The organism is Flavobacterium sp. (assembly GCF_041392005.1).
Classification (GTDB): domain Bacteria; phylum Bacteroidota; class Bacteroidia; order Flavobacteriales; family Flavobacteriaceae; genus Flavobacterium.
Genome location: NZ_JAWKMX010000034.1, coordinates 1 through 14,655, shown reverse-complemented (window position 1 = coordinate 14,655; position 14,655 = coordinate 1). Strand labels below are relative to the sequence as shown.

General features: G+C 30.9%; 18 protein-coding genes. 8 read left to right on the top strand and 10 right to left on the bottom strand.

From position 1 onward, the window contains the following. On the top strand, positions 1 to 140 hold a 140-nt coding region (locus tag R2808_RS10920), incomplete at its 5' end, for an adenosylhomocysteinase (protein ID WP_371271050.1). A 96-nt stretch (positions 141 to 236) separates the two neighbouring features. Here R2808_RS10920 and R2808_RS10915 read toward each other — a convergent pair. Genes R2808_RS10915 through R2808_RS10900 form a run of 4 tightly spaced genes read right to left on the bottom strand, consistent with a single transcriptional unit; the run spans position 237 to position 4,340 of the window. Then, entirely contained in the window at positions 237 to 1,007 is a 771-nt protein-coding gene (locus R2808_RS10915; protein ID WP_371271048.1) for a hypothetical protein, read from the bottom strand. A 16-nt stretch (positions 1,008 to 1,023) separates the two neighbouring features. Beyond that, entirely contained in the window at positions 1,024 to 1,803 is a 780-nt protein-coding gene (locus R2808_RS10910; protein WP_371271047.1) for a prolipoprotein diacylglyceryl transferase, read from the bottom strand. A 9-nt stretch (positions 1,804 to 1,812) separates the two neighbouring features. Next, positions 1,813 to 2,688 carry a pentapeptide repeat-containing protein gene (locus R2808_RS10905; RefSeq protein ID WP_371271046.1) on the bottom strand — a complete coding sequence of 292 codons (876 nt, stop codon included), beginning with the start codon at positions 2,686 to 2,688 and terminating at the stop codon, positions 1,813 to 1,815. Beyond that, on the bottom strand, positions 2,685 to 4,340 hold the full coding sequence (locus R2808_RS10900) for a C1 family peptidase (protein WP_371271045.1): 1,656 nt from the start codon (positions 4,338 to 4,340) through the stop codon (positions 2,685 to 2,687). The genes R2808_RS10905 and R2808_RS10900 overlap by 4 nt, the downstream gene beginning before the upstream one ends. A gap of 201 nt (positions 4,341 to 4,541) precedes the next feature. On the opposite strand from R2808_RS10900, the gene R2808_RS10895 reads away from it, so the two are divergent. Then, complete coding sequence (locus R2808_RS10895) at positions 4,542 to 4,916, top strand: BlaI/MecI/CopY family transcriptional regulator (protein ID WP_371271044.1); 375 nt, start codon at positions 4,542 to 4,544, stop codon at positions 4,914 to 4,916. 73 nt (positions 4,917 to 4,989) lie between these two features. Next, a complete protein-coding gene (locus tag R2808_RS10890; RefSeq protein WP_371271042.1) occupies positions 4,990 to 6,417 on the top strand; it encodes a M56 family metallopeptidase in 1,428 nt (475 codons plus the stop codon). Between the two features lie 50 nt (positions 6,418 to 6,467). Here R2808_RS10890 and R2808_RS10885 read toward each other — a convergent pair whose 3' ends face one another. Genes R2808_RS10885 through R2808_RS10875 form a run of 3 tightly spaced genes read right to left on the bottom strand, consistent with a single transcriptional unit; the run spans position 6,468 to position 8,832 of the window. Further along, complete coding sequence (locus R2808_RS10885; RefSeq protein WP_371271040.1) at positions 6,468 to 6,833, bottom strand: MmcQ/YjbR family DNA-binding protein; 366 nt, start codon at positions 6,831 to 6,833, stop codon at positions 6,468 to 6,470. A 24-nt stretch (positions 6,834 to 6,857) separates the two neighbouring features. Next, on the bottom strand, positions 6,858 to 7,634 hold the full coding sequence (locus R2808_RS10880) for a cyclase family protein (protein WP_371271039.1): 777 nt from the start codon (positions 7,632 to 7,634) through the stop codon (positions 6,858 to 6,860). A 46-nt stretch (positions 7,635 to 7,680) separates the two neighbouring features. Then, positions 7,681 to 8,832, bottom strand: a complete 1,152-nt coding sequence (locus tag R2808_RS10875; protein ID WP_371271038.1) for a PAS domain-containing sensor histidine kinase — start codon at positions 8,830 to 8,832, stop codon at positions 7,681 to 7,683. Between the two features lie 197 nt (positions 8,833 to 9,029). Between R2808_RS10875 and R2808_RS10870 the strand changes: the two genes are divergently transcribed. From R2808_RS10870 to R2808_RS10860, 3 genes are all read left to right on the top strand, one after another. Then, a complete protein-coding gene (locus R2808_RS10870) occupies positions 9,030 to 10,208 on the top strand; it encodes an acyl-CoA dehydrogenase family protein (RefSeq protein ID WP_371271037.1) in 1,179 nt (392 codons plus the stop codon). Between the two features lie 97 nt (positions 10,209 to 10,305). Continuing rightward, positions 10,306 to 11,223 (top strand): serine/threonine protein phosphatase, encoded by a 918-nt coding sequence (locus R2808_RS10865; protein ID WP_371271036.1) that lies wholly within the window; start codon positions 10,306 to 10,308, stop codon positions 11,221 to 11,223. Continuing rightward, positions 11,207 to 11,587 (top strand): hypothetical protein, encoded by a 381-nt coding sequence (locus R2808_RS10860; protein WP_371271035.1) that lies wholly within the window; start codon positions 11,207 to 11,209, stop codon positions 11,585 to 11,587. Before R2808_RS10865 ends, R2808_RS10860 begins: the two co-directional genes overlap by 17 nt. A gap of 5 nt (positions 11,588 to 11,592) precedes the next feature. On the opposite strand, the gene R2808_RS10855 is transcribed toward R2808_RS10860, so the two are convergent. Beyond that, a complete protein-coding gene (locus R2808_RS10855) occupies positions 11,593 to 11,964 on the bottom strand; it encodes a heavy-metal-associated domain-containing protein (RefSeq protein ID WP_371271034.1) in 372 nt (123 codons plus the stop codon). An 85-nt stretch (positions 11,965 to 12,049) separates the two neighbouring features. On the opposite strand from R2808_RS10855, the gene R2808_RS10850 reads away from it, so the two are divergent. Next, positions 12,050 to 12,922, top strand: coding sequence for a DMT family transporter (locus tag R2808_RS10850; protein ID WP_371271049.1), 873 nt, complete (start codon positions 12,050 to 12,052; stop codon positions 12,920 to 12,922). Between the two features lie 43 nt (positions 12,923 to 12,965). On the opposite strand, the gene rpmA is transcribed toward R2808_RS10850, so the two are convergent. Next, a complete protein-coding gene (rpmA, locus tag R2808_RS10845; RefSeq protein ID WP_072781987.1) occupies positions 12,966 to 13,226 on the bottom strand; it encodes a 50S ribosomal protein L27 in 261 nt (86 codons plus the stop codon). Positions 13,227 to 13,256: 30 nt separating this feature from the next. Beyond that, positions 13,257 to 13,928: a 50S ribosomal protein L21 gene (gene rplU / locus R2808_RS10840; RefSeq protein WP_371271033.1), complete on the bottom strand. Its 672-nt coding sequence runs from the start codon at positions 13,926 to 13,928 to the stop codon at positions 13,257 to 13,259. A 177-nt stretch (positions 13,929 to 14,105) separates the two neighbouring features. On the opposite strand from rplU, the gene R2808_RS10835 reads away from it, so the two are divergent. Then, positions 14,106 to 14,655, top strand: a 550-nt coding sequence (locus R2808_RS10835) for a M16 family metallopeptidase (RefSeq protein ID WP_371271031.1), incomplete at its 3' end; no start/stop codon positions are given.

Here is a 14,655-nt window from a genome sequence, read left to right as displayed (position 1 = left end):
CAAAACATTTAGATGAGAAAGTAGCTGCGTTACACTTGGCAAAAATTGGTGTAGAATTAGAAACCTTATCGCCAGACCAAGCGAAATATATTGGTGTTACGGTTGAAGGACCATTTAAACCAGAGTATTACAGATATTAATTGTCATGCTGAACTCGATTTAGCATCTCACCTATACAAACCTGCAAGAATTTTTGCAGGTTTTTTTGTATAGTCAAAAAAATAATTTTGTCTTTTTTATTTTACAGTATTCCTTTTTAGCAACCATGTAGCATATTCACCCGATTCTAAAAATTTATATATTTCTAGTTGTTTCATTTCCTCTACTGTTTGTGGAGCATTTTCTTGATTAATTGATTTTGTAATAACTGAAGCTTCATTTATTTTTTTATTTTCGGCAACATAAAAAGAATAAGAATTTATATTTCTTTGATAATTTCCACTTTGACCAGCATACAAATTGTTATCGAAAGAGTGCTCGTTAATAGCCTTATTTGAATTTGCATTAAACCCAACCGAATAATGTCCTGGTGCACCTAACTGAAACCTAGTGGCTGTATAACCATAGCCGCCATACGAAATAAAAGGAGTTGGCATACCTTGTAAAACCTCGCTGTATGTATTGCCTTGATTATTCTGTATTGTTAACCTAGGAGCAGTAGAAGTTTGTTGTGCATCGCCACCTAACTTACATTCAGTTTCTGTAAATTGATTAAAAACCGTAGTTGCAAGTTGAATCCAATCGCCTGGACTAAGTGTTCCTGTTGGTGGATTTGCAGAATTAAAATATTCTCCTGTAGATTCATTGTAATAAAGTTCGTTTACTGTTTGCGATGTACCAAACTGATCGTAAATAGTAACTAGCGATGGAATGGTAAGATCTGCCATTTTCAGACCTGAGCAAAGTTCTTCTTCTTCACAAGATAAATTGGAAAAAACAATTAGAGAACTACTAGCGATAAATAATATTGCCAATACATTTTGATTTAAAAATTTTGATTTTTTCATATCGATATAATTTTGATTAAAATTTATTTTTTAAAAAACACTTGCTGTAAAAAAAAGTATAAAACAAAACGAAAACGAAAATAAATATTGCTATTAATTGAGAATGCGTTAAATTTAAATCTGTGAGAAACCCGACATTATTCCCTCTAATTTTCTCTATAAAAAATCTAAACACAGAATACGATGTTAAATACATTAAAAATATTTGTCCGTTTTCTTTTTTTAAATTGTAGCATTTGAGTAAAATAAAAAAAAGACAAAACAAAAAAGAAGCTTCATAAAGCTGAGTTGGATGTACCTTTACAGGATATGTTTTTGGAAATATTACTCCTAAACGAGAATAAGTTTCACTCCCATAGCAACACCCTGCCATAAAACACCCTATCCTACTAAAACCATGTAGCAAAGGCAAACCAATAGCTAAAATATCTAAAGCCTTTAAAATTGATATCTTTTTAATTTTAAAATAAACAATGGAAGAAATTAACGAAAAAATAAATGCTCCGTAAAAAACAAATCCTTTTGTAATATTTTTTGATGATAGGTTTTCGAAATTTTGAGTGAAATTTTCAAAAAGATAAAATAACTTTCCGCCAATTAAACTAGAAACAAAAACAATAAAAACATAATTAACTGTTAAAAATTTAATATTATTTTTTCTTTCATAATACTTAACTATTTGGCTAAATAATAGGAAGCCAATCAAAATAAAAGTTGGATATGAATAGATTTTAACAGAGTCTATTCCTATAAAAAAATCGAAAGGTACTTTAAACTCAAATAATACTCTGCGCATAATTTATTTCTAATTGATTAAAACTTTTGAGTTATTTATTGTTGGTTTTGCTATAAAAAAAGAGCAGTTATTAAGATTAAAATTTTCTGAAACCTCAATATTGGCAATTATTGTTTTTCCAAAAAATTTTGAATTACTACAATCGGTATTCTTGTGTGATGTATCTACGAAATTAAAATCGTTTGCAAAAGTGGCATAACTAAAATTTGCTTTTTCAAAAAAATTAGCATAATTAAAATAACTTTTACCTCTAACGTCTAACAATGAAAAATCTGTATATCCGTAAAATTTTGATGAGCTAAATTGCAAATCGGAATTAAAAGTAGCACTTTGGAAATTAACCGTATGGTTAAATTCTGTCGTCATAAAATTAGCCGCTTGAAAAAAGAAACTATTTTGAAATCGGGTTTCCTTATCAAAAATACACCCATTAAAGTGACTCTTTAATAAAAAATTAGCTTCTTCAAAATTTGCATTACTTTTAAAATACGATTTTGTAAAATCTGTTTTACTAATAAAAGTAGCTCCTCTAAAATTAACCTCATCATAAAAAGTGCAGTTTATAAATGAAACATTAGCCTTAAAAGTGGCTATATAAATATTATCATTCATTTTCTTAAAAGCCTTTATTGGTTTTTTAAAGGTGCAGTTTATAAAAGTAATACCAGATTCTATTGTAGCATTATAGGTATTATATGCGGTAATGTGAGAGCTGGCGTAGCTAGTAAAATCTATTTCGTAATTAAATGTTTCATCTTGAAATAAAACATTTTTATTAGCTTTTACCAATTCCTCTACAGTTGCATTACCTTTTGATTGTGTTTCTTGTGTTGCACACGACATAAAAAGTGTAATTAAAATCGTTGTTTTTATTGCTCTTATCATTTCTTTTTGTTGTAAGGTGCGCTATCTAATTCTTTTTGATGTCTTAAAATTTTAGATTTTAATTCTCCATTATTATATTCTCTTTTAATAAAATCTAATATTTCTTCAGAAGTGTAGGCATTTGGTGTTTGCTTACTAACTATTTTGTTATGCTCGTTTCTTTTTAAATTAGTAGGAGTTGCTTCTAAAGTATTTGAAAAATTAAAATTGTTTTTATTATTTTCAGAACTTCTAGAACTATATCCATAATCAAAATATTTAGGTTGATTAGTGGTGTAGAATAAATTGTTCATTTCGTCTAACTCTACAAAGCTATCGCCAGCGTCTGCTAGTACAACCAAATAATAATAACCTGTTAGTGGTGGCATATTATAGGATCTAGAAGCATATGACGATCCAAATATAGTTCCTGCAAAATTACTACCTGGTAATAAATTTATATTGAATGTACAAGTATAATTATTATCGCAATAATAGCTGCCATAACTAGTAGAAGTATTAAAATCATCTGCAAATATTACGCCGTAATCATTAGCATTGTAAGCATTAAAATAAATATAATACACACTCCAATTATTGTTAGCACTTGCTGTTTGATTACCTATGTTATAGACATTAAATTCTATTTTTCGGTTATTAATAACTCCTGTGTTTTGGTAATTGGAATAATCTGCAAAAACCCAAGCTGCTAAATCAACACCCGAAACATTAGGATTAGTTTCATCTGGTGGTGTATTATCGTTTCCTCCTTCTGCATTAGCGGCTATAAACAAAGGCTTGTCTCCATTTGATCCTGTACAAAACTCGTTTATAAAAAAATTATAATCAACCCAACAATAGCCATTGTTTCCCCAATATTCGCCCCATGAGTTAATAATTTTAAAAGCACCATTTGCCCCTTTATTATCATCGTAGCCTGCCACAACCATTGCATGATAAGCATGCTGACCTACATTATTATAACTCGTATTAGAAGAAAGCACATTGCTACTGTTCCAAGTCATAAAATTATCGGCTAGTTTGGCACCAAATACTACTGGAATATTATTGGCTAAATTTTGTTTTATACTCTGAACCGTTCCTTCTATTTTTCGCCAATATTTAATTTTGTTTTGACTAGCTTCGCTATTCCAATTTGCTTGCAAATTTGATGAAGAACAATTACCTAACCCATTATACGGTACCGTTTGCATGGTTGCAACACCTCTATTTTGAAGTATTTCAAATGCTGTTGAAAAGTTAGTTCCATTACAATTTCCTCCTTTTTGATTATCTGGAATTGCTGTAAATAAATCTTTTGGGCTAAATTGATTTGCTGTAGCATATAAATCGCTAGTCGAGAGATTTTTACTTATACCGTTTAATGCTGTTTTAGCATTATATGCAACAGCCCAAGCTACACAAGTACCATAATTACCTTGATTGCCTATTGGAGGAAATTTTGGAACTAAATCTACAGACGAAGGTAAACTACCACTCCCAAAACCAAAATTTGTAGATGATGGTGTTGTGCTCATATCGTCAGAACCGTTCCAACCAAACCAAAATTCTAAAGAATTAGTTTCTCCATCTGAATTTTCTTCTTCTTCAGAACAACTATAATCTACCATACAGATAAAAAACAATAAAAATAATAAAACCCCTTTTTTCATAATACTATAGTTTTATAACAAAAATATAATAACTAAAAATGACAAAAAATACCCAGTTATGGGTATTTTTTAAGGATTCATTATTATTTTAAATGTTTTTTAAAAAATTATTTTAAAGTTTTAGTTAAAAATTCATTACTACACTTGTAGAATTAAAAAATATTTCTACATTTGTAGAGTAATTTCTAAAAACATAGAGCAATGAAGTTGTCAAAAACAGAAGAACAAGTAATGGAACACCTTTGGAAATTGGAAAAAGCTTTTATGAAAGATTTATTAGAAGCCTATCCCAAACCCAAACCAGCACCTACCACATTGGCTACCTTATTAAAACGTATGATCGATAAAAAGTTTGTCGCTTATACTGAATATGGAAATTCTCGACAATATTATCCGTTAATTACCAAATCCAATTATTTTTCAAAACATGTAAACGGATTAATAAAAGATTTCTTCAATAACTCGGCAGCGCAATTTGCATCGTTTTTTACCACCGAAACCAATTTGTCTGAAAAAGAATTGGAAGAATTAAAAAACATCATCGATTCACAACTTAAAGCCAAACGAAATGATTAATTTTTTTATAGAATCAACGGTTTCTTTAACTGTATTTTTGCTGTTTTACTACATTTTTTTACAAAACGAAAAAATGTATGTTTTCAACCGTTTTTATTTGTTAACAGCATTGGTGATTTCGTTTTGCATTCCATTTATTAATTACACCACTACAGTAATTCAAGAAGTAGTAATACCAACCAATCAAATTGAAACTACAATTCCAGTTCCAGAAAATTCAAATAATGCAATTTTTAGTCAAGAAACAAATCCGTTACCTTGGTTTTTGATACTGTATTGTATCGTAACCTGTGTTTTATTCATTCGATTAATTATCAATATTTGGAAGTTTAAGCAAATCATTTCAAAAAATGAAATGCTACATTTCAAGCAGTACAATGTAGTCATTGTAAATGATGCTATTGTTCCGCATTCGTTTTTAAACTACATATTTATATCAAAAAATAACTTTTCAAAAGATATTGATAAAAACGAAATTGTATTGCACGAAATTGCTCATGTAAAACAAAAACACAGTTTCGATGTCATATTTATTGAAGTTTTACGCGTTGTTTTTTGGTTTCAACCGCTCTTGTATTTTTACAAAAAAGCCATTCAACTCAACCACGAATTTATAGCGGATAATGCTGTATTAAACAAAGGAATTTCTATTAATAATTACCAACAATTATTACTGCAATCGCAAACGTATCAACCAATAAATTTAGCGAGTAATTTTAATTTTTTAATAACAAAAAAACGATTTCTTATGATGACTAAAAAAACTTCTACTCTAAAAATGATTTTAAAAACCACTGGTATTTTACCCGTTGCGTCGTTGCTTATTTATTTTTTATGTTTCGAAACGGTAGCTCAAGTTAAAGTAGTTCAACCACAACCTACTCCAGTTGACAAAAAATTACCTATTGAAAAAACAATTAACCCATTAAATACATCAAAACCAGTTACTAAAAATAATATTGAAGATGATAAATTACTCACAGTAAAAGATGTCGATTCTGTTAAAACAAAACCATCAATTGTTGTAGAAAAAGTAGTTAAAATAGAATATGATGGGAAATTTTATTGGGGATCAAAAAATGTAGATGGTACAAAAGAATTTTTCAATCAATGGGGAGTTTTAGTAACCGATGAAAAACTAATTGCTACTTTAAATAAACATTATGATTCATCTATAATTGATAACCATTCGATTGATAAACCTACGGTTAAATTTAGTGCTAACACAGAAGATGACCATTTGGATTTAGAAAAATCATTAAAAAAAGAAATCGAACAAAACACTTTAGTGCTTTCAACACCTGAAGGCATACTCACTAAAAAAGATGGAAAGATTTATGTAGGCGAAAATAATGAGTCGTTTTTAAATAAAGAGGTAGGCTATTTATATGTCGAAAATTTTGGTACGTTTTGGTATGTTACAAATGAAAAAGATAAAAAAATTGACGTTTACACCCGCTGGGGTAGAATTTCAAAAACACTAACGGATTACTTCAATTAATCATTTTAAATTTTAAATTTTACATTCATAAAATTTCAAAATTAAACAGTTTATGAATGTAAAATTTCCTCTTGTATTTTTTTTGTCAAACCATTAAAAACCAATTCGTAGGAATGATTTATAAGTTCAATTAAAAGTTTTTGCGATACATCTCCATTTACTGAAACGGTATTCCAATGCACTTTACTCATGTGCCAACCGGGTTTTACGGCTTCGTATTGTTCGCGAAGTTCAATAGCACGGTCGGGATTACACTTTAAATTAAGCGACGGATTTCCTTTTTCCCATTCTTTTAATGATGCTAAACAAAACATTTTTCCGCCAACTTTAAAAACTAAGGTATCTTCATCAAACGGGAAATGTTCGGTAACGCCTTTTTTACTTAAACAAAATTCGTATAATTGCTGGATATTCATAATTAAGTGATTAATGAAAAGTAATTAGTGATTAGCTTCAATTTTATATAAAATCGGTTTTGATGGTGAGGCATCATTTTCAAACGACGCCATTTGTAAGTTCAGTAAGTAGCTTCCGTCTTTAATTGAATTTTCTACAAAAATCATTTCGGTTATGGTACAATCTAGGCGTGCATCGTCATTTAGTTTATCGATATTGGTTACGTTCCAAAAGGCTTTGTGTGCCAATAATTTTCCTTGGTCGTGTTCTTTATCAACACTAGGCAAATCAATTAATAAATGTTGTACACCTATTTTTTTTAAATAAATAGCGGCTTTTTCATCTAAATACGGCGGATTTGAGTGGGAATAATTTTTATGTTTTTTTTCTTCCAAATTAGGAAGTGTTCTAATCACAATAGCTTCTGGTTTTTTTCCTTGTAAAGCATTTTTAATTTGCTCATTTGTAATAATAAAATCATCGCCTATGACTTTGGGTTCTACAGAAATTAATTCAGCTAAAAAGAAAAAGGTTTTTAAGTGTTGATTAACACTGTAAAAATCATTTGTAATATGCCCTAAACATTCGGTATGTGTACCATGAGCATGCGGATTGAAAAAAATATTGTTAAAATTAGTTGATGATTTTCCTTCGGAAACTTTTCCAATCCAGTCGCCCATAGTTACCGGTTCAATTTTTGGTTCGTTTTGATACCACGCAATAGGGTTTTGATTATCGTTTGTAAGTGAAATTGAAATATCTAAAGGTTTTGATAAATCAACCTGTACGATTTGTTGTTGTAATTGAATAGTTGCTTTCAAATGGAATATTATTTTTGATGCAAGAAGTTATAATAATTTGTAACAACTACTTGCTTTGTTTTAAACTAATTTGAATGGTTGTGCCACATCCTATTTCAGATTGTAACACTTTAATTCTACCATTATGATAATCTTCTACTATACGCTTAGTAAGCGACAAGCCTAAACCCCAGCCTCTTTTTTTAGTAGTATAGCCTGGTTCAAAAATTTTTTTAAACTGATTTTTTGCAATACCTTTCCCTGTATCAATAACTTTTATTTTTACAGTGTCTTCTATTTGTATAATTTCTATAGTTAATTTACCTTTTCCTTTCATGGCATCTATGGCGTTTTTAACTAGGTTTTCTATTGTCCAGCTGTGTAGCGCTGCATTTATTTGTGTAAAAATGGGCATTTTTGGCGCTTCAAAAGTAAATTCAACTTGTTTAGATGAACGTACTTTTAAATAATCGAATGCTATTTTTGTTTCGCTTATAATATCTAATTTCTCTAAAACTGGTTTACTTCCTATTTTAGAAAATCTATCGGTTATGGTTTGTAATCTGGTTATATCTTTTTCAATTTCGATTACTGCTTCGGAATTGCTGTTTTCAGATTTTAGAAATTCTATCCACCCTAATAACGACGATAGTGGCGTTCCTATTTGATGTGCTGTTTCTTTTGCCATTCCTGCCCATAATTTGTTTTGCAACGACATTTTTGTAGCGCTGTAAAAATTATAAACTACCGTAGCAAACAAAATAATAATTAGCAATAACGCTATAGGATAATATTTTAATTTGTTTAACAATGGCGAATTACCGTAGTATAAATTTCTAAAATCAGTTTCAGAAATATTCATTCGTATAGGTTTATTCTCCGATTTTAATTGTTTCAATACTAGTTGTAATTGCTGTGGGTTTTGTGCCGTTTTTTCATCAATATTATTATGCCCAATAATACTGTCGTTACGGTTCGTTAAAATTATAGGAATGCTAGTATTAGTACTTATAATTTGCAAAGGCAAGTCTAAATCGGTATATTCATTTGCGTTAGCCAAGCTTTTTTGAGCCGATGCCCAGAGCTCTACTTTATTGCGTTCTTCTATTTTAACTATTTGAAAAAAATTATAGGTATTCCAAACAATTAAAACAACAATAAAAAAAGAGGCTAAAATTAAAAGCCATCGTGTACGCGATCGTTTATCAGAAAACAACATAGTAGTAATTTATGTAAAAATACTGATTTTTTATAATGTAATTTTAAAATCAGTTATATCTTTAAAAAATACCTAATAGCTTTTATAATTTATCGTTGAATTGTTACAAATCTTTAATTACATTTGCAATCGATTTCGTAATTATACAATAAACAGAATGCTTCGCCTGTTGCGTAGCACTCGCAATGCTAAATTATATGAAACCCGATTTATTTCAAGCTCCTGATTATTACCAACTTGACGATTTATTAACCGAAGAACACAAACTAGTACGCGATGCTGCCCGTGCATGGGTAAAAAAGGAAATTTCGCCTATTATTGAAGAATACGCACAACGTGCCGAATTTCCTAAACAAATTATTAAAGGTTTAGGAGAAATTGGCGGTTTTGGCCCATATATTCCAGAAGAATATGGCGGTGCTGGATTAGACCAAATTTCATATGGCTTAATTATGCAAGAAATTGAACGTGGCGATAGTGGCGTTCGTTCTACCTCATCTGTTCAATCTTCATTGGTTATGTACCCAATATGGAAATATGGAAACGAAGAGCAAAGAATGAAATATTTACCAAAATTAGCTACAGGCGAAATGATGGGGTGTTTTGGTTTAACCGAACCCGATTATGGTTCAAACCCAGGTGGAATGGTTACTAATTTTAAAGATATGGGCGATTATTATCTTTTAAATGGTGCTAAAATGTGGATTTCGAATGCGCCTTTTGCCGATATTGCTGTGGTATGGGCAAAAAATGAAGAAGGACGTATTCATGGTTTAATTGTAGAAAGAGGAATGGAAGGTTTTTCAACTCCTGAAACGCATAACAAATGGTCATTACGTGCAAGTGCCACGGGCGAATTAATTTTTGATAATGTAAAAGTTCCAAAAGAAAATTTATTACCTAATAAATCTGGGCTTGGTGCTCCACTAGGTTGTTTAGATTCGGCACGTTATGGTATTGCATGGGGTGCAATTGGAGCTGCAATGGATTGCTACGACACCGCTTTACGTTATTCAAAAGAGCGCATTCAATTCGACAAACCTATTGGTGCAACACAATTACAACAAAAAAAATTAGCCGAAATGATTACTGAAATCACGAAAGCACAATTATTGACTTGGCGTTTAGGTGTTTTACGCAACGAAGGAAGAGCAACTTCTGCACAAATTTCAATGGCAAAAAGAAATAATGTAGATATGGCAATTCACATTGCACGCGAAGCTCGTCAAATGCTTGGCGGAATGGGAATTACTGGCGAATACTCTATTATGCGCCATATGATGAACTTAGAATCGGTTATAACCTACGAAGGCACACACGACATCCATTTACTTATAACAGGTATGGATGTAACAGGATTTCCAGCTTTTAAATAACAATATAAAAAGAGAAACAAATTGTTTCTCTTTTTACTTTAAAGCCTAACTATTACTTTTTCACTGTAAATTAATATATTTGGTAAAAAGTTTCAAAATGTCATCTCAAGATAGATTAACGAAAGCTTACAAAGAAGCAAAACGAATTTCTTTTACCAATAACGATAAATTTATTTTGTTTAGCGATTGCCACCGTGGTGATGGAAGTTTTGCAGATGATTTTGCCAATAATCGTAATGTTTATTTTCATGCGTTGTCGCATTATTTTAATAACAATTTTACTTATATAGAGCTTGGCGACGGCGATGAATTATGGGAAAATTTATTTTTTAATGATATTTTTGAAGCAAACAAATCGGTTTACAAACTAATCCAAAAATTTTTCTTTAGCAACCGCCTTCATATGATTTATGGTAATCATGATATGGTGTGGCGCAATCCTGCGCTTGTAAAAAAGAAACTTAGCTCATATTTTGATCCACACGAGGGAAAAGAATTGCCTTTATTCCCTGATATTCAATATCACGAAGCAATTGTATTGCAAAACACAGATACCCAGCAAGAATTATTTTTAACACACGGCCATCAAGCCGATTTTATGAATTATGTAGGTTGGAAATTCAATCGCTTTATGGTTCGTGTTTTGTGGAAACCATTACAAGTTTGGGGTATAAAAGATCCTACTAGCCCTGCTAAAAACTATATCGAGCTTATTAAAGTAGAACGCCGTATAAAAAAATGGATTGCAAGTAACCATAATATAATAACCATAACAGGGCACACACATAGACCAAGATTTCCTAACGTGCAAGGAAACCCATTAAACTACTTTAACGATGGTAGTTGTGTACATCCAAGAAGCATTACTGGCATTGAAATTGTGAACGGAACCATTGCTTTAATAAAGTGGTTTATAGACACTAAAGACGATGGTACACTACAAGTTGTAAAAAGCTATTTAGAAGGTCCTGCTCCATTACACTTATACAAAAACACTAATGAAACAACCCATTAAATTATTAGAAATTGGTGCAGAAGGTGGCGCCATAATTCTTTATAAATGCCTTGACGATAGAAACAACGATTGGTACTACTTTAGTACAGAAGAAATGGCGTTTGATGAACTATTCGTAAACGGAATAATTAAAAAATCTAATTATTGTATGACAACTGCAGAAGCGTTATTAAAAATGGAACATCAGTACAACAATGTTTGGTCATTACATCCTTTGTATGTAGATGAAAGTTTACATGATATAGTATTACTTTTTTTACAAAATTATCTTTTGCAAGAAAAAAATATTATAGATTTTTACACGTGGAGCAACGTATTAAACACTACCGAAACAGCATTAATAAGTAAGATACAAATAAAATAATTAGCTTAGTTTATTACAACTTTAGAAGCAGTTACCTTATACGAATCGCCACCTGCAGTAGCTTCAATTGTTTTTGTTAACGAAGCTAAATCTTGAACATTAGCATCAAATGAAACAGTTGCTTCTTTAGTATCAAAATCTACCTTAGCTTCTTGTACACCTTCTAAAGCCGATAATTCGCCTTCTATTGCTTTGGCACAACCCATTGCACACGTCATACCATCAATAGTAAAACTAGCTTCTTCCATTTTGGCATTATCTGCTATAACTTTTTCTTTTTTTACAGTTATTTCTTCTGTTTTTGCAGCTTCTTCTTTACAAGCAACAAAAAACATACTTGCTAACACAACTAAACCTATTCCTTTTATAATTTTCATAATGAATTAATTTACAATATAACAAATTTACAAAAAAACGCCCATTTTTGAAAAATAAACCCGATTTTTGGCATTTTATTTTTATATGGAAAACAAAAATTATAAATGGTTTTTACTATTGTTTTTAGGCGTAGTTTGGGGAAGCTCTTTTATTTTAATGCAGTTAGGTTTAAAAGGAGTAAATGCTGTACAATTGGCAACATTGCGTATTTTATTTGCTGGGTTATTTTTATTACTTATTGGTTTTAAACAGTTAACCAAAATTCCTTCATATAAATGGAAATATATTGCGTTAACAGCTTTATGTGGAACATTTATGCCAGCTTTTCTATTTGCGACAGCACTGCAAAAAATTGATGGTTCGGTTAGTGCTATTTTAAACTCGTTAACACCTGTAAATACACTTATATTGGGTTTGTTGTTTTTTGGTTTATCTGTTCAAAAAAGGCAAGTTTTTGGTGTTTTATTAGGCTTTATAGGTTGCGTTTTTTTAATTGTATATGGAAATAGCGAAAATACCACAGAAAATTATTATTATGCTATTTTAGTTGTTATTGCTTCTATTTCTTACGGATTAAACGCTAATTTAATTAAGAAAAACTTATCCGATTTAAAGCCATTAACCATTAGTGTTGGGAATTTTGCTATAATGTTTCTACCCGCTTTACTAATTTTATATTCAACAGGTTTTTTCAAAAGTTTAAATCAGCCCGAAACAACTACTGCATTACGCTATATTGCAATTTTAGGAATTGTAGGCACAGGGTTATCTAATATTTTATTTTTTAAATTAATTCAAATTTCATCTCCTGTATTTGCTTCATCAGTAACGTATATTATACCTGTAGTTGCTTCTTTATTAGGTATTCTTTTTATGAATGAACAACTTAATAGTATACAAATTTTTGGCGCATTAATTATTTTACTAGGTGTGTATTTATCGAGTAAAAAGAAATAAAAAAAGCCACTTAAAAGTGGCTTTTCATATTGTTAACATTTAATTATGCTTCAAAAGGAACAATTGAAACATACGATTTGTTATCTTTTTTCTTTTGGAACTGAACAACACCATCTACTTTAGCGTGTAAAGTATGATCTTTACCCATATACACGTTTTCGCCTGGGTTGTGTTTAGAACCTCTTTGTCTTACAATGATGTTACCTGCAATAGCAGCTTGACCACCAAAAATCTTAACACCTAAGCGTTTCGATTCTGATTCTCTACCATTTTTAGAACTACCGACACCTTTTTTGTGAGCCATGACGTTTTAGGTTTTTAAGTTAATATTAAATTAAACAGCTCTACCGCCGTTTAATTCGTCTTGTAATTTTTGTAATTCGTCCCACTTTTCGTCAGCAGCTAATTGCGCTTGCTGTGCCCAAGTTGTAGGATCTAAATGTTGAACTTTAGCTTCTGCTGCATCTAAAATTTCTTTCACTTTTTCTGCAGATGTTTTCGCTAATTTAGCAAAAGTATCAATACCTGCAGCAACTAAAACTTCAGCAGCTTTTGGACCAATACCTTCAATTTTCTTTAAATCATCGCCTTTTTTAGTAGCTTTTTTTGCTTTTGGAGCTTCCGCAACAGGAGCATCTACTAATTTTTCAACTTTGGGAGCTGTTTCTTTTTTTGGAGCTGCTTTTTTAGCACCAGAAGCTACAATTCCTTCGATGATAATTTGTGTTAATGACTGGCGGTGACCATTTTTCTTTTTGTAACCTTTTCTTCTTTTCTTTTTGAAAACAATTACTTTATCACCTTTTAAGTGTTGTAACACTTTGGCTTCTACAGAAGCACCTTCTATAGCTGGGGCGCCTAAAGTTACTGTACCGTTGTTATCTAACAAAAGAACTTTATCAAACGAAACTTTGTTTCCTTCGTCTTCTGCTAAACGATGTACAAAAACTTTTTGGTCTTTGCTTACTTTAAATTGTTGCCCTGCTATCTCTACGATTGCGTACATACGTTATGAATTTAGTTAAAATTTCAAGAGTGCAAATATACTACTTATTATTAAACTAACAACAGCTATAATTAATTTTTAAAAATTCTTTTTACTTTCTTTATGAATTAGTTAGGTAATATGTAACAAAATTGCGAAATTGCGACTTATTATCTTTAGTTAATTTAAAAACAACTTATGAAAAAATTAATAATGGCTTTAAGTGCAGTAGCTTTATTGGGCGGAACAGTATCTGCTCAAAAGGTAACATTTGAAGAGTATGATTTAGACAACGGTTTACATGTTGTACTGCATCAAGACAACTCTGCTCCCGTAATTATAACCTCGGTAATGTACCATGTAGGTGCAAAAGATGAACAACCCGATAGAACTGGATTTGCACACTTTTTTGAACACTTATTGTTTGAAGGTACCCAGAACATAAAACGTGGCGAATGGTTTAAAATTGTAACAGCAAATGGCGGTAAAAACAACGCTAATACAACCGACGATCGCACTTATTATTACGAAGTATTTCCATCAAACAATTTAGAATTAGCCTTATGGATGGAATCGGAACGATTAATGCACCCTGTAATTAATCAAATTGGTGTTGACACACAAAACGAAGTAGTAAAAGAAGAAAAACGCCTTCGTATCGACAATCAACCTTATGGAAATTTATTCAAAGCGGTAAAGCAAAATATGTTTAAAGTGCATCCGTATCGCTGGACAACCATTGGCGAAA